Annotated in this window: 17 protein-coding genes; 5 read left to right on the forward strand and 12 right to left on the reverse strand. The window is 65.2% G+C overall.

From position 1 onward, the window contains the following. Positions 1-111 precede the first annotated feature (111 nt). The 6 genes from MTX34_RS02135 to MTX34_RS02160 form a co-directional block, all read right to left on the reverse strand. A complete protein-coding gene (locus MTX34_RS02135; protein ID WP_243608272.1) occupies positions 112-1,629 on the reverse strand; it encodes a VWA domain-containing protein in 1,518 nt (505 codons plus the stop codon). Further along, positions 1,626-2,663 (reverse strand): MoxR family ATPase, encoded by a 1,038-nt coding sequence (locus tag MTX34_RS02140; RefSeq protein ID WP_243608273.1) that lies wholly within the window; start codon positions 2,661-2,663, stop codon positions 1,626-1,628. The genes MTX34_RS02135 and MTX34_RS02140 overlap by 4 nt, the downstream gene beginning before the upstream one ends. 82 nt (positions 2,664-2,745) lie before the next feature. Further along, positions 2,746-4,017: an NDMA-dependent methanol dehydrogenase gene (gene mdo / locus MTX34_RS02145; protein WP_032376592.1), complete on the reverse strand. Its 1,272-nt coding sequence runs from the start codon at positions 4,015-4,017 to the stop codon at positions 2,746-2,748. A 197-nt stretch (positions 4,018-4,214) separates the two neighbouring features. Then, a complete protein-coding gene (locus MTX34_RS02150) occupies positions 4,215-5,447 on the reverse strand; it encodes an MFS transporter (protein ID WP_243608274.1) in 1,233 nt (410 codons plus the stop codon). 74 nt (positions 5,448-5,521) lie between these two features. Then, positions 5,522-6,298, reverse strand: a complete 777-nt coding sequence (locus MTX34_RS02155) for a glutamate racemase (RefSeq protein WP_243597251.1) — start codon at positions 6,296-6,298, stop codon at positions 5,522-5,524. Next, positions 6,295-7,467 carry a cystathionine gamma-synthase gene (locus MTX34_RS02160; RefSeq protein WP_243597250.1) on the reverse strand — a complete coding sequence of 391 codons (1,173 nt, stop codon included), beginning with the start codon at positions 7,465-7,467 and terminating at the stop codon, positions 6,295-6,297. The genes MTX34_RS02155 and MTX34_RS02160 overlap by 4 nt, the downstream gene beginning before the upstream one ends. A gap of 81 nt (positions 7,468-7,548) precedes the next feature. Between MTX34_RS02160 and MTX34_RS02165 the strand changes: the two genes are divergently transcribed. Continuing rightward, complete coding sequence (locus MTX34_RS02165; protein ID WP_243608275.1) at positions 7,549-8,721, forward strand: acyl-CoA dehydrogenase family protein; 1,173 nt, start codon at positions 7,549-7,551, stop codon at positions 8,719-8,721. 53 nt (positions 8,722-8,774) lie between these two features. Here MTX34_RS02165 and MTX34_RS02170 read toward each other — a convergent pair whose 3' ends face one another. Then, complete coding sequence (locus MTX34_RS02170) at positions 8,775-10,160, reverse strand: cystathionine beta-synthase (RefSeq protein WP_243608276.1); 1,386 nt, start codon at positions 10,158-10,160, stop codon at positions 8,775-8,777. A gap of 97 nt (positions 10,161-10,257) precedes the next feature. Between MTX34_RS02170 and MTX34_RS02175 the strand changes: the two genes are divergently transcribed. Beyond that, positions 10,258-11,271 (forward strand): SGNH/GDSL hydrolase family protein, encoded by a 1,014-nt coding sequence (locus tag MTX34_RS02175; RefSeq protein WP_243608277.1) that lies wholly within the window; start codon positions 10,258-10,260, stop codon positions 11,269-11,271. 63 nt (positions 11,272-11,334) lie between these two features. Beyond that, positions 11,335-12,555 carry an acetyl-CoA C-acetyltransferase gene (locus MTX34_RS02180; protein WP_243608278.1) on the forward strand — a complete coding sequence of 407 codons (1,221 nt, stop codon included), beginning with the start codon at positions 11,335-11,337 and terminating at the stop codon, positions 12,553-12,555. A gap of 61 nt (positions 12,556-12,616) precedes the next feature. On the opposite strand, the gene MTX34_RS02185 is transcribed toward MTX34_RS02180, so the two are convergent. Further along, the gene (locus MTX34_RS02185; RefSeq protein WP_243597246.1) at positions 12,617-13,465 is read right to left on the reverse strand and encodes a Bax inhibitor-1/YccA family protein; all 849 of its coding nucleotides are present in this window, start codon (positions 13,463-13,465) and stop codon (positions 12,617-12,619) included. Positions 13,466-13,662: 197 nt separating this feature from the next. On the opposite strand from MTX34_RS02185, the gene MTX34_RS02190 reads away from it, so the two are divergent. Then, positions 13,663-14,088, forward strand: coding sequence for a hypothetical protein (locus MTX34_RS02190; RefSeq protein ID WP_243597245.1), 426 nt, complete (start codon positions 13,663-13,665; stop codon positions 14,086-14,088). Positions 14,089-14,097: 9 nt separating this feature from the next. On the opposite strand, the gene MTX34_RS02195 is transcribed toward MTX34_RS02190, so the two are convergent. Beyond that, on the reverse strand, positions 14,098-15,219 hold the full coding sequence (locus tag MTX34_RS02195) for a methyltransferase (protein ID WP_243597244.1): 1,122 nt from the start codon (positions 15,217-15,219) through the stop codon (positions 14,098-14,100). 127 nt (positions 15,220-15,346) lie between these two features. On the opposite strand from MTX34_RS02195, the gene MTX34_RS25625 reads away from it, so the two are divergent. Then, positions 15,347-15,472 carry a hypothetical protein gene (locus MTX34_RS25625; RefSeq protein WP_279392719.1) on the forward strand — a complete coding sequence of 42 codons (126 nt, stop codon included), beginning with the start codon at positions 15,347-15,349 and terminating at the stop codon, positions 15,470-15,472. Positions 15,473-15,476: 4 nt separating this feature from the next. Here MTX34_RS25625 and MTX34_RS02200 read toward each other — a convergent pair whose 3' ends face one another. From MTX34_RS02200 to MTX34_RS02210, 3 genes are read right to left on the reverse strand one after another with little or no spacing between them, the layout of a single operon-like run. Next, a complete protein-coding gene (locus MTX34_RS02200) occupies positions 15,477-16,001 on the reverse strand; it encodes a peroxiredoxin (RefSeq protein ID WP_243597243.1) in 525 nt (174 codons plus the stop codon). A 16-nt stretch (positions 16,002-16,017) separates the two neighbouring features. Then, positions 16,018-16,788, reverse strand: a complete 771-nt coding sequence (locus MTX34_RS02205) for a tyrosine-protein phosphatase (RefSeq protein ID WP_243608279.1) — start codon at positions 16,786-16,788, stop codon at positions 16,018-16,020. A 25-nt stretch (positions 16,789-16,813) separates the two neighbouring features. Next, entirely contained in the window at positions 16,814-17,386 is a 573-nt protein-coding gene (locus MTX34_RS02210; protein WP_243608280.1) for an antibiotic biosynthesis monooxygenase, read from the reverse strand. Positions 17,387-17,472 lie beyond the last annotated feature (86 nt).

Genomic DNA, 17,472 nt, shown 5'->3' on the forward strand with positions numbered 1-17,472 from the left:
CAGGTTACAACCCTACGAGGGCGGTTCGTCGAATCCCACCAGCGCCGGGCCAGGTTCCCACCTACCCGATCGGGTAGGTACCCGATCCGAACGGTCAGGGTCGGCCGTTGCTCACGACAGCGCATGCCCCAGTTCGGCCGCCTGCGCCGTCAGCTGTTCCCCATCCCTCGCCACCACTACTCGGTCACAGATCTGCTCGTAGTCCTCCATCGAGCACGCGGCCTGCGCCCAATAGCGGCGGGCCTCGGGAGTGATCCACGCGATGCGGTGCACCTTGGACCGAATCTTCTCCAAAGCGTCCAGCCCCGACGGGCGTCCGTTGCAGCGGCCGTCGCCGACGATGATCACGGCAGTGCGCTTGTTCAGTACCTCGGCGTGCGAGTCCAGCAGATCGGTGAAGGTCCTGCCGTAATCGCTGCTGGCTTCGAGGTCCAGTCGAGCATCCGCGAGCACGGCAGCCAGTGCGCCGTCGCCGGTGCTACCGAGCAAGGTGGTCGTCACGTCCACCGGCGCGTCCACGAAGCCCATGACGGTGCATCGGTGCGCACGTGAATGCATCGCTTGTGCGAGCCTCAGCGTGAACGCGGTGATGGGCCGTACCGACAGAGAGACGTCCGCAAGCACCAGGAGTCGGACCTTGTCGGGCACGGGTGTCTTCGTGACCAGACGAAACGGAATTCCGTCGGTTCGCAGACTCGACCGCACGGTGCGCCTCATGTCCAACGGCCCTCGCGAGTGCTCGCGTGGCCGCGGTCGCGGAGTACCGCGCATGTGCCGCAGCACTTCGTAACTCGCACGCTCGATCTCGGCGTGGCTGTCGATGGGTCGGCCGACACCCTCGACCGGCATCGGTGCCGACATCGTTCCCGTCAACTCGCCCAGAGCCTGTACGAATGCCTCGACGGCATCGGTGATCCGATCCAGCATCGCGGTACTCAGCGGACCCGAATCACCGCCGTCGCCGTAGACGCTGCGCGGATCGTACGCATCGAACCACGCCAGGATGCTCGACGGATCCTCCCAATTGAGTTGTCCCGCAACCGCTCCGCTGGTGCTCGACGCCAACTCCCCTGCCGCCGTCGATCCGGACCGCTCCAGGTCGACGGTGTAGGTGACGCCACGCCGTCCCATGTCGCCGTCGGTGTCGATCGACAGGTCGTGGTCCTCGGAGGACAGGCTGATGTCGTCGTCGTCCTTGTGGGGGTTGAAGCCCTTGTCTGCCTCGGGCGCGTCGAGCAGATCCCCGATCTCGACAGCTCGTTCGTTGTACTCGGCGTACTTCGCGGCCTCCTGATCCGCTCCCACGTCCAGGTCCGTCGGAAGTCCGCCCGCGACCTGTGCACCCAACGGCGATCGATGCTCGTCCACAGCACTGTCGATGGGGGCCTCGAACATCGACTCGAAGGCGAGATCGAAACCGTGCTGTTCGTGGTCGTACTTGGCACACGTCGCGCGCAGTGCGGCACGCAGAATCGTGAGGTCACGGCCCCCGAGGAGACCGAGGACGCGTCGTACCTCGATGACCTCGGCCGGCGACGCCGCCACTCCGAAGCGCCTGAGCGTCCGCCCGAAGACCGCTGCCAACACATCGAGCACCACCGATGCCGAGAACGGTTGATTCCCGGTCATCGTCGTATTCCGATGCCGCCCTTGTCGCGTCCACCGTGTCCCCGAAAGGCCGTCGCGGTCGTGTTGACGACCGCTCCGAGTGATGTTGCTGCAGAGGATGTTTCTGCTACCGGCCCGGCCATGGCAATCTTCATGTCCGACGAGTACTTGACCAGCGCGGCAAGCAGATACTTGCGGGTGTCGGCGGTGTGTCCGAGCACCGACGCGATGCGGGCCGCGTCGATCACCTCCGAGATGGACGGGCTCTTGCGCAGCGGTAGCTCTCGCAATTCCGTCGCCAATGCCACGATGTCGGCTGCGATGTGTGCGGGCACCTCGGGAGCACGAGCGGTCACGATCTCGCGTTCTCGCGCCGCAGTCGGGTAATCGAGGTGAAAGTGCAGGCAGCGCCGCTTCAGAGCCGAGGACAGCTCACGAGTGTCGTTGGAGGTCAATATCACCCACGGATCGCTGCGCGCGGTGAACGTGCCGACCTCGGGGATGGTCACCTGCTTCTCGGCGAGTACCTCGAGGAGCAATGCCTCCATCGACTCCTCGGTGCGATCGACTTCGTCGACCAGGAGCACCACCGGCTCTTCCGAGAGCACCGATTCCAGCAAGGGGCGCACGGCGAGGAAGGGTTCGGAGTAGAGGCCGAAGTCCTTGGCCGCGAGCATCGCCGACGCGTCGTCGATGTCGGTGACGTGCTGGGTGAGCGCACCGATGTGTTCACGCAGCATCTGCACGTGCAGAAGCTGTTTGGCGTAGTCCCACTCGTACAGGGCTCGGTTGTCGTCGAGACCCTCGTAGCACTGCAGGCGCACGAGCTTGCGACCGCTCGCCGCAGCAAGGGATTTCGCCAGCTCCGTCTTACCCACGCCTGCCGGGCCTTCGAGCAGAAGCGGGCGATCGAGCGCTGTCGCCAGATGCACCACGGTGGCGAGGTCGTCGTCGGCGATGTAGTCCTGCTCGCCGAGCGCGCGCTGCAGATCGGCGGCGTCGGTGAATCGAACGGTGCCGGTGTCGTCGCTACGCACTGTCGACAGCGAGGTCATGTGTTTCCCTTCGTGGTGCGGCGGAGCCGCAGTGGTGCGGTTATGTGCCGCCCGGGGCACATAACCGCACCACTGCGCAGCATCAGTACGACTCGTTGATCGCGTGCGAGACGACGGGGATCATCGATTCGACGGTGACCTCACGCGGGTTGCCCGGGGTGCACCAGTCTTCCTGGATGTGCTCGGAGATCTTCAGAACCGACTTCTCGTCGCCCTTGATCACGTCGCCCTTGCCGGCGTACTTGCCGGTGTTCATCCGGTTCTTGTCGTACGTCGCCGAACGGATCGATCCGAAGTTGTCGGGAATGCCGACGTCCTTGGCGAGGCGGATGGCGGCTTCGACGGCAGCGTCGGCGGCCTGAACCGTCGTCATGTTCTTGGTGTCGACACCCATCGCCACGGCGATCTCCGCATAGCGCTCGTAGCGTGAGGGCAGGTTGTACTCCCACACACGCGGCAGAGCGATGGCGTTGTTGAGGCCGTGAGCGCTGTCGTAGAACGCACTGATCGCGTGCGAGATCGAGTGAATGACACCGAGTCCGCCGGAGTTGAAGGCCTGCGTGGCGATGTACTGGGCGTTCATCATGCCCTCGCGAGCCTTCAGGTTGCCCGGGTCGTACACGGCCTCGCGAAGATGCTTGGACACCAAGCCGATCGAGTAGATCGCGTTGCCCAGCGACGGTGCGAAGTCCAGACGCGAGACGTAGGGCTCGGCACCGTGGGCAAGAACGTCGAAGCCACAGAACGCGGTCCACTGCTGGGGGCAGGTGTAGTAGAGCAGCGGATCGTCCAGTGCCAGAGTCGGTGTCGACGCCTCGTCGAAGGCGAGCCACTTGTGCGGCTTCTCCATGTCCGAGGTGTCGGTGATGACGTAGGCCCAGGACGTCTCCGAACCGGTTCCGGCAGTGGTGGATACCGCGATGTGCGGTGGGTTCTGCTTGTTCGTGGACTTGGAGAATCCCTCGAACTCGTTGATGTTGCGGCCGTCGTGGGCGACGACGACGCGGATGCCCTTGGCCGCATCGTGGCTGGAGCCACCACCGACGGAGATGACGCTGTCGCACTTCTCCTTCTGGTACAGCGCAGCACCGTCCATGACGTTGTAGTCCTTGGGATTGGACTCGACCTTGTCGTAGAGGACCACCTCGACGCCCTGGTACTCGATCTTGCCGATCAGTTCCTCGATGATTCCGGACCCGCGCAACCCGGTCGTGACGAGCAGCGAACGCTTGAATCCGAGTTCCTTGGCTTCGACGCCGATCATGTCGTGAGCGCCGACTCCCAGCTTGGCGCGTGGCAGCGGGTGGAACTCCTTGATGGGGAATTCCCAGATCTGATTGAGCTCGATAACCATCGGTGTCTCCTCGGTGAGTGTGAGTGACAAGACGCCTACACCTGTGATCGGCGTCTCACTGGTGACCACACTCCACCGCCCGGCACGTCGATGGAACACCTGAAGGCGCAAACCCTGCCAACGACCCGAGCGAACTACCCGATCGGGTAGGACCGTTCGCTCACCCTCGGCAGAGGCGATTCACAGACTCTGCCGCACTAGCGATCTCGTCGTTGTGCCACCGAGAATCCGAGAACCGAGATCAGAGCGAGCGTGATGACGAATCCTCCGTACAGCTCCACCGTCGTGCTCAGACCGAGTCGGTGCACCGCCAGCCCGGCGACCACTGCGGGCACGCTGAACGCGAGGTAACTGATGACGAAGGTCGTGGCGAACACTCCACCTCGCTCTGCGGCGGGGACCAAGGCACCGAGCGTGCGCATCGATCCGAGAAAGGTTGCCCCCCAGCCCGATCCGGCAATCACCGCCCCGACGAAGTACATCGCTATCGACTCGATCTGCACCGACACCAGTGTCAGCGCGACGCCTGCCGCCAACACGGTCGCACCGGTCATCATCACCGCACGGGGGAACCGATTGCGCACCACTGCAGCTGCCACCGCACCCGTGGCGAACAGCGCGAAGATCTCCAGCCCGCCCACGATGTGGTTGTCCACGCCGAACAGGGTGCCGATGATGGACGGCCCGAGCGAGAGGTGAAACCCGCCGAGGGACCAGGTCGCGAACAAAGCGGGAGCGATGAGAAAGAACGGTGCCCGCACCGACTTCGGGATCGACATCCTCGGCAGCAGGGTCGCCGCGAGGTGACGGCGAGAGTCGAAGCCGCGCATCGCCGACGTCTCCGGCACGAACAGCAGCGCGACGGCCAACGTCAGGGCAGCAACGATCAACAGGACGAAGACGAGAATCTCCGGTGCCGGTGCCAATTGCACCAACAGTCCGGCACCGAGCGCGCCACCGGCGAGCCCCAGTGAAGGAGCCACGCTGTTGAGCAACGGCCCGGTGGAGGCGTTGGGCTGCAGATCGATGACGGCCGCACTCATCGCTCCGGTGGCCGCGCCGGCCGCGACTCCCTGCACGACGCGTGCCGCGATGAGCATCGGGACGCTGTCGGCGACGATGAACAGCACCAAGCTGACTGCGAGCAGCAGCAGTGAGGCGATCAGAATCGGTTTGCGCCCGATGTGGTCCGACAGACTACCGACGGTGAGCAACGTGGACAGCAACGCGACCGCATACACGGCAAAGACGACCGTGAGGGTGAGAGCGCTGAATCCCCAGGCCTGTTGGTACACCGGGTACAGCGGTGACGGTGCCGACGCGGAGGCCATCAGGACCAGAAAGGCAATTCCGACCACCCAGAACGCGTACCGGTGCGGAATTCGCGCCGCGGTCCGTCCCGCTGGACTCCGAGTGTCCACGCCGACCATGTGTTTCCTTCCACTGCAGTGATCCTTAGCTCAGTGAAAGACAACGCGCAGGATCGCCTCGCATTCCCGGAAGATCAGTGTTGCTCTGCTCGTACGTCGTCGAACAGCAGTTCCCCCTCGGGATACCGCTGCGCGCTCGCCGGCAAACGGCCTTCGCTCCCGCTCAACCACACCGATACTCGGCCGGTTCCCGAACCGCTGGAACCGACCTCGTCGACGCGTCGGACCGTCTGGTTGGCCACCGCATCGGCGCTGTCGAACAGCGTCACCTCGGTGGGCAGCTGTGCGACGATCTCGCCTCGCACCAGCGGATAGTGCGTGCAGCCCAACACGATCGATTGGACGTCGTCGGGGGTGGCTGCCACGGCGGCGGCGATGGCAGCGCTGATCCCCCGAGCATCTCCGCGATCGATCGAATCCGCCAGACCGTGACACGCCACACTCGTCACCGTCCGGTGCGAGGCGAACTCCTCGATCAACCGCCCCTGATAGGCGCTGGCAGTCGTGGCCGCCGTCGCCCAGACAGCAATTCGATCACTCACCGCCGCAGCGGGTTTGATCGCCGGAACGGTGCCCACCACCGGAACCGTGTCACCGAGCGCGGCCCGGACGTGACCCAGCGCCGTCACACTGGCGGTGTTGCACGGAAGCACGACCACCTCGGCACCGAGTTCGACGGCATGCTGCGCCGTTCCGACCACCCGATCGATCACCCACCGATCGGGCTTGGGTCCCCACGGAGCATTGTCCGGATCCATCATCAGCACCAGATCGAGCTCGGGGCGCGCTTGTCGCAGCCGCGCAGCCGTCGGGAGCATTCCCAACCCCGAGTCGATCAGTGCGACGATCATGCCAGCGCTTGCTCGACGTCGCCCACCAGATCGGCACCGTCCTCGATACCGACGGACAGCCGCACCAGATCGTCGGGGACCTCGAGCAGCGAACCGGCCGTCGACGCATGGGTCATGGCACCCGGGTGCTCGATCAGCGATTCGACGCCACCGAGCGACTCGGCGAGGGTGAAGATCTCGGTCTTCGCGCAGAAATCGAGAGCGGCCTGCTTGCCACCGGCCAGGCGCACCGACACCATGCCGCCGAAGCGTCGCATCTGCTTGGCGGCGACCGCATGGGACGGGTGCGATTCGAGTCCGGGGTAGATGACCGACGAGATGGCCGGATGTCCGTCGAGGAATTCGACGATCTTTTCGGCGTTGTCGCTGTGGCGTTCCATCCGCAGCGCAAGGGTCTTGATTCCACGCAAGGTCAGGAACGCGTCGAACGGTCCCGGAACGCCGCCTGCACCGTTCTGCAGGAATGCGAAGGCCGTATCCAGTTCCTCGCTGTCGGTCACCAACGCACCGCCGACCACATCGGAGTGACCACCGATGTACTTGGTGGTCGAGTGCAGCACCACGTCGGCACCGAGGCTCAGAGGCTGCTGCAGGTACGGGGATGCGAACGTGTTGTCGACGACGAGCTTGGCCCCACCCTCGTGCGCGACACCCGAGAGCGCCTCGATGTCACCGACGTTGAGCAACGGGTTGGTGGGCGTCTCGACCCAGACGAGCTTGGTGTTCGGTCGCATCGCCGCGCGGACCTCGTCGACGTCCGACACCGCGGCCACCGAGTACTCGATGCCCCACTGGGTGAAGACCTTGTCGATCAATCGGTAGGTGCCGCCGTAGGCATCGTTGGGAATGACGAGATGATCACCGGGACGCAGGGCCGAACGTAACAGGCAGTCCGTAGCGGCCATGCCCGAGGAGAACGCCCGGCCGTAGGTGCCGGACTCGATGGCCGCGAGGTTGGCCTCGAGCGGACGACGAGTCGGGTTGCCGGTGCGCGCGTACTCGAATCCGCTGCGCATGCCGCCCACGCCGTCCTGCGCGAAGGTGGAGCTGGCGTAGATCGGCACGTTCACCGCGCCGGTCAGCGGATCGGGCTCGTAACCCGCGTGTACCGCCTTGGTGGAAAAGCCCTGCCAGGAGGTGTTGTCTGCCTTGCTGCGCTGCTCACTCATGACCTCCACACTAATCGGCCTGCTGCGCTCGGCAGGGGCGTGGGTAACCTGCGAAGACAACCCCCAGCGGAAAGAGGCACCGTGGCCAACTCCCAGAGCGTCGACGAACTGTTCGCGATCGATTCACTCCTCGACGACGAGGAGCGACAGATCAGGGACACCGTGCGCAAATTCGGCAACGAGCGCATCCGTCCGCACATCGCCGACTGGTTCGACGAGGGCACGGTACCGGCGCGAGAACTGGCCAAGGAACTCGGCTCACTCGGGTTGCTGGGCATGCACCTCGAGGGCTACGGCTGCGCCGGAACGTCGGCGACGGCGTACGGCCTGGCCTGCCTCGAACTCGAAGCCATCGACTCCGGCATCCGTTCGCTGGTCTCGGTGCAGGGCTCGCTGGCGATGTTCGCCATCTGGAAGTACGGCTCCGAGGAGCAGAAGCAGCAGTGGCTACCGGGAATGGCCGAGGGCTCGCTGATCGGCTGCTTCGGCCTGACCGAGGCAGACTACGGATCGAACCCCGGCGGCATGCTCACCCGCGCCAAGCGCGACGGTGACGACTGGATCCTCAACGGCAGCAAGATGTGGATCACCAACGGACCCATCGCCGACGTCGCCGTCGTCTGGGCACAGACCGACGACAAGATCCGCGGCTTCGTCGTCCCGACCGACACTCCGGGATTCACCGCCAACACGGTCAAGAAGAAGCTGTCGCTGCGTGCCTCGATCACCGGCGAGCTGGTCTTCGACGACGTACGGCTGCCCGCCGATGCGATGCTGCCCGAGGCCCGCGGTCTGAGCGGACCGCTGAGCTGCCTCAACGAGGCCCGCTTCGGCATCGTCTTCGGCGCGATGGGTGCCGCTCGGGACTGCATCGAATCGGCCGTCGAATACTCCAAGACCCGCGCGGTCTTCGACAAGCCCCTCGCCGGATATCAGATCACCCAGGCCAAGCTCGCGAACATGGCCCTCGAACTCGGCAAGGGACAGCTACTCGCCCTGCACCTGGGCCGACTCAAGGACAAGGGCGAGTTGCCGGGCGAACGGGTGTCGCTCGGCAAACTCAACAACGTGCGTGAGGCCATCAAAATTGCTCGCGAATGCCGAACGATTCTGGGAGCCAACGGAATCACACTCGAATACCCGGTGCTTCGACACGCCAACAACCTCGAATCCGTCCTCACCTACGAGGGCACGTCCGAGGTCCATCAACTGGTGATCGGACAGGCCCTGACCGGCTCGAGCGCGGTGCGCTGACGCGCAGTGGTGTGGTTGAGTGCCCCCTGGGGCACTCAACCACACCACTGCCGCTAGGCACCCTTGCTGAGGAATCCGAGCAGATCGTGGCGAGTGATGACGCCGACGGGCTTGCCCTCTTCGACGACCATCAGCGCATCGGATTCGCCGAGTGCCTTGGTGGCGTCGGAGACGGTTTCCCCGGCACCGATCAGCGGGAACGGCTCACTCATGTGCTTCGCAACCGGATCTGCCAATGCTGCGCGTCCCTCGAACACTGCGCTGAGCAGTTCGCGTTCGGTGACGCTGCCTGCGACCTCGCCTGCCATGACGGGCGGCTCGGCACCGACGACGGGCATCTGCGAGACGCCGTACTCGCGCAGAATCTCGATGGCGTCGCGCACGGTTTCCGACGGGTGGGTGTGCACCAGATCCGGCAACGCGCCGGACTTTCCGCGCAGCACCGCGCCGACGGAAGTCTCCTCGGTCGTACCGTCCAACCGCGAACGCAGGAACCCGTACGACGACATCCACGAGTCGTTGAAGATCTTCGCCAGGTAGCCGCGACCGCCGTCGGGGAGCAGGACGACGACGAGCGCGTCGGGACCTTCGCGCTCGGCGACCTGGATTGCCGCAACGGCGGCCATGCCGCACGAGCCGCCGACCAGCAGGCCTTCTTCCCGCGCGAGGCGGCGGGTCATGTCGAACGAATCGGCATCGGACACGGCGATGATCTCGTCCGGGATGGACGGGTCGTAGGCGGTCGGCCAGAAGTCCTCACCGACACCCTCGACCAAGTACGGACGTCCCGTACCGCCGGAGTACACCGAGCCCTCGGGGTCGACGCCGATGACCTTGACCTTGCCGCCGGAGACCTCCTTGAGGTACTTACCGGTACCGGAGATGGTGCCGCCGGTGCCGACGCCTGCGACGAAGTGAGTGATCTTTCCGTCGGTGTCGGCCCAGATCTCCGGACCGGTGGTCTCGTAGTGGCTGGCCGGGCCTGCGGGGTTGGAGTACTGGTTCGGCTTCCACGCTCCCTCGATCTCCCGGACGAGCCGATCGGAGACGCTGTAGTAGCTGTTGGGGTCGTCGGGTGCGACGGCCGTCGGGCAGACCACGACCTCGGCTCCGTAGGCGCGCAGCACGTTGCGCTTGTCCTCACCCACCTTGTCGGGGCACACGAACACGCACTTGTAGCCGCGCTGCTGCGCGACCAGTGCGAGTCCGACGCCGGTGTTGCCGGACGTCGGTTCGACGATGGTGCCGCCGGGCTTCAGTTCGCCGGCCGCCTCGGCCGCGTCGATCATCTTGACCGCGATGCGGTCCTTGGACGAACCACCCGGGTTGAGGTACTCGATCTTTGCCGCGACCGTGCCGCCGCTGCCGCCGACGACAGTGGACAACTTCACCAACGGGGTGTTGCCGATGAGTTCGGTGATGTGCTGTGCGATGCGCATTGCTCCATCTTCCCAGATGCGGGTATTCGACTCTCGGTCACGGCCGTCCAGACCGCGCATACGATGGTGTCGACGGCGCGAGGAGAGGGATCGATCTGTGACGGCGAGCGGATGGCGTACCGCTGCGAAGGCGAGCGCCGCGACGGTTCTCGCAGGCTCCGGAGCAGGGACTGCGTCCTGGGCCGCGTACCGGCATCTGATGGCACAGGCCGCTGCGGCCCGGGGTGTCATCGGGCGCACCACCGCCAAACCACCGGAGGCCGACGGCGTCTACACCGCGGGATGCGCGGCCCCGGAACGGTGGCGGATGGGAAATTCAGCAGATATTCATCTGATGATCTTCGGCGACTCCACTGCAGCGGGAGTGGGCTGCATCGTCGGCGACGAAGTTCCCGGCGTGCTGCTCGCCCGCGGACTTGCCGAGGAAACCGGGCAACGAATTCGGTTGAGCACCAAAGCAATTGCCGGCGCTACCTCGAAGGGGCTCGAAGGCCAGGTCGACGCGATGTTCGTCGCAGGCCCGCCCCCGGACGCAGCGGTCATCTTCGTCGGCGCGAACGACGTCACCAAGAAGTTCTCGATTGCCGCGTCGGCGGCCCGGTTGGGCGACGCGGTCGAACGACTGACGGCCAAGGGCTGTGTGGTCGCCGTGGGCACCTGTCCCGATCTCGGTGTCGTGACGGCCATTCCGCAGCCGCTGCGCACCGTCGTCCGCAATTGGGGTCGACGCCTCGCGAATGCCCAGACGGCCCGCACGCTCAGCGCAGGCGGGCATCCGGTGGCGCTGGCGGATCTGCTCTCCCCGGAGTTTCTCGCGGCGCCCGACACCATGTTCTCGGCGGACCGCTTCCACCCGTCGGCCGCCGGCTACGAGCTCGCAGCGCAGCAGATTCTGCCGGTGCTCGCATCGGCACTCGGTGTGTGGCACGGCGGTCCGCTGCCCGAGTTGCCGACCGTGTCCGCGGCCGTCGAATCGCGCAAGGCCATCCCCCGCGCCACGGCCGCACTCGACCGCTTCCTGCGCAGAAGAACCGCCGAGCTCGATGCCGAGATAGTCACTGCGTCGGAGGATCTCGTACGTCGTGACAACGTCGATTCGTCGGGGTTGTAGGTTCGGTCAGGAGACATCGCCTACTCGGCGGTAGCAGAGCAGATTCGATCAGAAGGAGATCACATGCCAGAGGCAGTCATCGTCGCCACCGCGCGCTCACCGATCGGCAGGGCGATGAAGGGGTCGCTCAAGGACATTCGTCCCGACGACCTCACCGCACAGATGGTCGCCGCTGCGCTGGCCAAGGTGCCCTCGCTCGACCCAAAGGACATCGACGATCTCCTCCTGGGCTGCGGTCTGCCCGGCGGCATGCAGGGCAACAACCTCGCCCGCATCGTCGCGGTTCAGCTCGGCTACGACTCGCTCCCCGGAACGACGATCACGCGCTACTGTTCGTCCTCGCTGCAGACCACCCGGATGGCGCTGCACGCGATCAAGGCAGGCGAGGGTGACGTGTTCATCTCCGCTGGTGTCGAGAGCGTGTCCAGCTTCGTTCACGGCAGCTCCGACTCGCTTCCGGAAAGCCACAACCCGATCTTCGCCGACGCCGAAGCTCGCACCAAGAAGGCACAGGAAGAGGGCGCGGACAGCTGGACCGATCCCCGCGAGAACGGCGAGCTTCCCGACGCGTACATCGCGATGGGCCAGACGGCCGAGAACGTCGCCCTGCTCACCGGCATCACCCGCGAGGACCAGGATCACTGGGGCGTCCGCAGCCAGAACCGCGCCGAAGAGGCGATCAACTCCGGTTTCTTCGAGAGGGAGATCACCCCGGTGACCCTGCCCGACGGCACCGTCGTCAGCACCGACGACGGCCCTCGCGCCGGCACCACCTACGAGAAGATCAGCCAGCTCAAGCCGGTCTTCCGCCCCAACGGCACCATCACCGCCGGCAACGCCTGCCCGCTCAACGACGGCGCAGCAGCGCTCGTCATCATGAGCGACACCAAGGCCAAGGAACTGGGCCTGACCCCGCTGGCCCGCATCGTCTCCACCGGAGTCACCGGTACCTCGCCCGAGATCATGGGCCTCGGACCCATCGAGGCCACCCGCAAGGCGCTGAAGATCGCGGGCATGTCGATCTCCGACATCGACCTGTTCGAGATCAACGAGGCCTTCGCCGTCCAGGTCCTCGGTTCCGCTCGCGACCTCGGCATCGAGGAGGACAAGCTCAACGTCTCCGGCGGAGCCATTGCGATCGGCCACCCGTTCGGCATGACCGGTGCACGCATCACCACCACGCTGCTGAACAACCTGACGACACACGACAAGACGTTCGGCGTCGAGACCATGTGCGTCGGCGGCGGCATGGGCATGGCCATGGTGCTCGAACGCCTGAGCTGACCCCTGGCAACGAAAAAGCCCCGCCCTCCTCGAAGGAGTGGCGGGGCTTTTCGCGTGAGTACTAGTCGTTCTGGAAGTAGCTCAGCAGACGCAGGATCTCGACGTACAGCCAGACCAGCGTGATGGTCAGACCGAGGGCTACGCCCCAGGCAGCCTTCTCCGGTGCCTGTGCGCGGATCAGCTGATCGGCCTGGTCGAAGTCGAGCAGGAAGCTGAAGGCCGCGATACCGATGCAGACGAGGCTGAAGATGATGGCAATGGGTCCGCCGTCACGCAGTCCGAATCCACCGTCCATGAAGAAGCTGGCAACCAGGTTGCCGAGCATCAGGACGACGACACCGATGAGGGCACCGACGATCATCCGAGTCAGACGCGGGGTGACGCGGATGGCACCGGTCTTGTAGACGATCAGCATGCCGAAGAACACGCCGAAGGTACCGAGGATGGCCTGGCCGATCAGTGCAGATCCGCCGACTCCGCCGAACGAGATGTCGGTGAACATCAGCGACAGCGCGCCGAGGAACACACCTTCCGCCGCGGCGTAGGCAAGCACGATTGCCTTGTTGTCCATCTTGCGACCGAACGTCGCGAACATGACCAAGCCGAAGCCGATCAGGCCTCCGCCGATCACGAACGGGATGGCCAAGCCCGGATTACCCGAGACCAGGAAGTACGAGATGATCGCCGTGACGCTCAGCACACCGAGGGTGATGCCGGTCTTGGTGACGACGTCGTCGATGGTCATGGCCCGCTGAGCGGGCTGCGTGGTGTACGGGTCGGCCTGCGTTCCGGGATGCTGGCCGAAGGTTGCGGCCTGCGAGGCTCCAGCCGTCGCAGATCCGAATGTGGCGTAGCCGCCGCCCTGCTGCTTGGGCAGGTTGCGGAACACCGGGTTGCTGGAGGTGCGCACCGTGTCTCTTCCCTTCGTAAGTTCTGATCCCCACCGGGGATCTCCCCGTCGGTCATCAGTAGAACGTCTGACATCCGGACAAAAGTTCCCGAGAGGAGAACTTCTACGACGGACAAATCGGACTCTACCGGGTACTGCCTCGACACGCGGAGACGACGGCGTGTGTGACACCGAATCGAAACGGGCACTATGAGGAAATGGCAATCGAAGACGGACCCGACCAGACCTTGGACCCCAGCGAAAGCGTCGACTCCGACGAGGTGCGCAACGACGACGGCGACACCGTGGTCGATCCCCCGGACCACTGGAGCGAGGCCAACAGCTTCGGCACCACCGCCCGTGAGGCCGCCGAGGGCGAGAGCCTGGATCTCAAGCTCAGCGAGGAAGAACCCGACATCGCGGTCGAGGAGGACCTCGACCGCCCGATCACCGAGACCCCGGACGACGAATTGACCGAGGAACTGGTCGATCACGTGGTCGAGGAGTCGGACGAGGACCCCGACGTCGATTACGCGGAAGGCCAGCGTCAGGCCGAGATCGTCGAGGGCACCCTCGTCGAGGACCTCGGACGCAACCGGGGACAGATCGACGGAACTCCCGAAGACGGCGGCCCGGTCACCTGATGCTCACCGTTACTCGCTCGGGCGTACCGAGCGAGCGACGGTGAACTTGCCGTTGCGCCCCATCTGATCGGTGGGGCCGACGGCGTCGGCCAGTTCGCGTCGATAGTTCAGATGCGTGTTGAACACCGTCCACAACTGTCCGCCCGGCCGCAGTACTCGGCCCGCCGCGGCGAACAGCTTGCTCGCGCCGCCCGTGTGCACCGCTGCGCCCTCGTGAAACGGGGGGTTGCAGACCACGAGATCGACCGACTCGGACTCGAACGTGGACATCGCGTCGTCGGCGACCACCGAGATCCGCGCTCCGTTCGCTTCCGCCGTCGCCGCTGCCGACAAGATCGCTGCGGACGAGCGATCAGTGGCGAACACCTCGAGGTCGGGCCTCGTTCGGGCTAGTTCGGTGGCGAGAATTCCTGTGCCACAACCCAAGTCGACGGCAACACGAGCACGCGGCAGCATCTTCGGAAGGTACTCGAGCAGGTATCGCGTACCGATGTCCAGACCGGCTCCCGCGAACACCGCCCCGTGTGCGACCACCGTCAAGTCCAAGTCGGCAATCCGCTTGCTCACCGGATACGTCATGCCCGACGCCACCGCCCCGCGTGCGGTGAGGACTCGGGCCTTCTGCCGTCCGCGGCCGGCCGTGACGGTCTCGAACGACCTTCGCAGCACGTCGTTCATCGCCGGTGTCATGTGCTTGTCTCGTCCGCCCGCCAGGACGACGACGTCCGACGACGCGTGTGCAGCGATGCGCTCGGCGATCTCGGTCAATTCGGCCAGTCCTCTGGGCAGTTGCATCAGCACCACCCCCACACCGTCGAGCAGTGCGGCATCCAGCGCATGCTGGGTGTAGGTGCCCGCCATCGAGACCCGGGCGGCGTTCAACTCGAGCGCCCGCACGCCGGTGACCGCGTCCTGATGGACCCGGACCGTGGTGAACCCCGAGGCGACGGCCCCGAGCGTGAGGGCTCCGTACCGGTCGCCGATCACCGCGATGGGTGTGGCCTTGTCGATGCCGGGGAGTTCGTCGACGGTATCGAGGACGAGACGGTCCGCGGCGTCCACGGCATGGAGGTTCGGTGCCTCGGCGTCGGGCTCACGGCGTAAAGCGTCGAACAGGGTTTCATCGGGCACTCGAGCAGTATCCCACCCGGCTGTGGGTGACCCTCCAGGGTCGTTCCGCAGGCTTACCCCCGCGCGGGGCCCGGCAGAGCCAGCGCGGCGAGTAGCTATTGCAGCGAATGAGGGGCATGCTCGGGGAATGGAACATCAAGACAAGAAGAACGAGGCGCTCTTCAGCCATCCCGACGATGCGTCCACCGATGCACATGCCGAAACCACGAAGCCGGCCGTCTACACCGCCCTCTTCAGCGGTGCCAACGACTAGCCCTTCACGACAGGTACCGCAGGTACTCCAGCGCCTTGGTCGCGTGCACGTGACCGCGCTCGCTCCGTACGACCATCCGCACCGTTCGGTGCCGATCTATCACGAATGTCGTCCGCTTCACGGACAACAATTGCCGTACGTATCCACGCTCGGCTGCATGCGCGCGCCCGCGTTCGAACTCCCGGAGCCGACGCCGCCGGGTGAACCACCCGCCCCGCCGCACCCCGAACTGCTCGGCGACAGCACCGTCCGAATCGGACAGCAGGGGAAAGTCGAACGATCGTTGCAGTGCGAAGTGTTGGTTGCTGTCCCGGGTATCGGTACTGATGCCGACACGGTGCGCGCCGAATCTCTCGAACTCCGAGCCCAGGTCCCGGAAGTGACATGCTTCCGCGGTGCAGATCGGACTGTTGGCGGCCGGATAGAAGAACAGGACGACAGGCCCCGACGCAGTCAGGTCGGTGAGTGCGCGTAGCTCCCCGGAATGGTCCGGAAGCTCGAAGTCCGGGGCGGTATGTCCGATACGCATGGGGCGAGGCTACCGCTCAGCCATCGACGAGGGCGGCAGTCAACCGACGACGCAACGTCGCATCGATACCCAAGTGCGTCAGATATCCGTCGAACGATCCGTGGTTCGACTCCATCGAAGCCCATCCGTGCTCCAGGTAGGACTCGCGGACGCCGAGTATCGCCTCGGTGGGTTCGACCTTTTCGTCGGTCGCTCCCACCCACGTTCTGCGGACGTGTGAGAGCAGGGGCTCGATCCCGTCGTTGCTGCGTAGGTAGTCCGCGACGATGTCGTCCTCGCTGACACCTGCCGCCCGCAGTACCGTCGCAACGGTCCACCCCGCCCGGTCCTTGCCTGCCGCGCAATGCACCAGGACACCACCGCGACGCTCGACGACCGCGTCGATCACCCGCTTGATCGCGTGTGATGCACCGTCGAGGGCCGAGAAGGACGCGTACGCCCGCATCATGTACTCCACTTGGCTCTGCTCGTCCTGCAAGGGAGCTTCGTGTGGGGCGCGCACGCCTCGAACGATTTCGAAGGGAACCGAGATCGACTCCACGCCCGCGGGAACTCGGTCTGCGCCACTTCGATCGATCTCCGAACCGCTACGAAAATCCAGGACCGTGCGGATCCCGAGATCGCCGACAGTCTGCTGACCGCGCTCGGTCAGCGCGCTCAATTCGGATGCGCGATAGAACAATCCGGGCCGAATCGTTGCCCCGTCCGCGGTACGTGCCCCGCCCAGATCGCGGAAGTTCCAGGCCCCGTCCAGGGCGAACTGATCGTGTGCACGAGCGTCAGGCATGGGGTCGACCCTATCGAAGGTGGCGCTACGAGGCCGGTACCAGCCACCGACGTAGCCGCGCGGTGACGAACGGCATCACCACGTAGACCATCAACGGCGTACACATCATCACCACGAGGGCAGTGCGCAGTGCCACGTTCAGGTTCGTCAGATGCGGAGTGAGAACGATGTTGACGAGCAGACTGACGGCGTAGAACGCGACACCGATCGAGACCGCCTGCTTCCACCGCGGCGGCGGCCCGCCGATGACCCGAACCGCGTCGGTGAGGTTGGACTGCGGCTCGAACCATCCCTCGACACCGGAAAGTCGATGAGTCTCGAGGTCGTCGGCGATGGGCCTGCCGGTACCGAGCCAGCTGCGCCGGGCGTCCGAGCGCAGCCAGACGTCGAGGTTGTCGTGTGTCTCGAATCGATACACCACGTGATAGTCGTTGGAACCGCCGGAGCTGCGCAGCCAACCGCCACCGAGAAATCCGGGAAAGGTTCGAACCAGTGCCATTCCGCGATCGGTCCAGTCAACGAAATCTGCCTCGTATCCCTCGCGAACGCGCCGTGCGACCGAGGTCGTGACGTGATCGAGCGTGTCCGTCGTGGTCATGCGGTACCCCTTCTGCACGTGTTCGTCGCGGCCTACCTGTTCTACACAGAATGCGGCCCAGTGGACCGGCTTTCAAATCGTGGACA

Origin of the sequence: Rhodococcus sp. ARC_M5, from assembly GCF_022810405.1 — a bacterium.
In the GTDB taxonomy this organism is placed as follows: domain Bacteria; phylum Actinomycetota; class Actinomycetes; order Mycobacteriales; family Mycobacteriaceae; genus Rhodococcoides; species Rhodococcoides navarretei.

What these genes read in the sequence shown, in the direction of transcription:
- MTX34_RS02135 (WP_243608272.1), bottom strand. Translation starts at nt 1,629, where the DNA reads ATGACCGGGAATCAACCGTTCTCGGCATCGGTGGTGCTCGATGTGTTG.
- MTX34_RS02140 (WP_243608273.1), bottom strand. Translation starts at nt 2,663, where the DNA reads ATGACCTCGCTGTCGACAGTGCGTAGCGACGACACCGGCACCGTTCGA.
- mdo (WP_032376592.1), bottom strand. Translation starts at nt 4,017, where the DNA reads ATGGTTATCGAGCTCAATCAGATCTGGGAATTCCCCATCAAGGAGTTC.
- MTX34_RS02150 (WP_243608274.1), bottom strand. Translation starts at nt 5,447, where the DNA reads ATGGTCGGCGTGGACACTCGGAGTCCAGCGGGACGGACCGCGGCGCGA.
- MTX34_RS02155 (WP_243597251.1), bottom strand. Translation starts at nt 6,298, where the DNA reads ATGATCGTCGCACTGATCGACTCGGGGTTGGGAATGCTCCCGACGGCT.
- MTX34_RS02160 (WP_243597250.1), bottom strand. Translation starts at nt 7,467, where the DNA reads ATGAGTGAGCAGCGCAGCAAGGCAGACAACACCTCCTGGCAGGGCTTT.
- MTX34_RS02170 (WP_243608276.1), bottom strand. Translation starts at nt 10,160, where the DNA reads ATGCGCATCGCACAGCACATCACCGAACTCATCGGCAACACCCCGTTG.
- MTX34_RS02180 (WP_243608278.1), top strand. Translation starts at nt 11,335, where the DNA reads ATGCCAGAGGCAGTCATCGTCGCCACCGCGCGCTCACCGATCGGCAGG.
- MTX34_RS02190 (WP_243597245.1), top strand. Translation starts at nt 13,663, where the DNA reads ATGGCAATCGAAGACGGACCCGACCAGACCTTGGACCCCAGCGAAAGC.
- MTX34_RS25625 (WP_279392719.1), top strand. Translation starts at nt 15,347, where the DNA reads ATGGAACATCAAGACAAGAAGAACGAGGCGCTCTTCAGCCATCCCGAC.
- MTX34_RS02200 (WP_243597243.1), bottom strand. Translation starts at nt 16,001, where the DNA reads ATGCGTATCGGACATACCGCCCCGGACTTCGAGCTTCCGGACCATTCC.
- MTX34_RS02205 (WP_243608279.1), bottom strand. Translation starts at nt 16,788, where the DNA reads ATGCCTGACGCTCGTGCACACGATCAGTTCGCCCTGGACGGGGCCTGG.
- MTX34_RS02210 (WP_243608280.1), bottom strand. Translation starts at nt 17,386, where the DNA reads ATGACCACGACGGACACGCTCGATCACGTCACGACCTCGGTCGCACGG.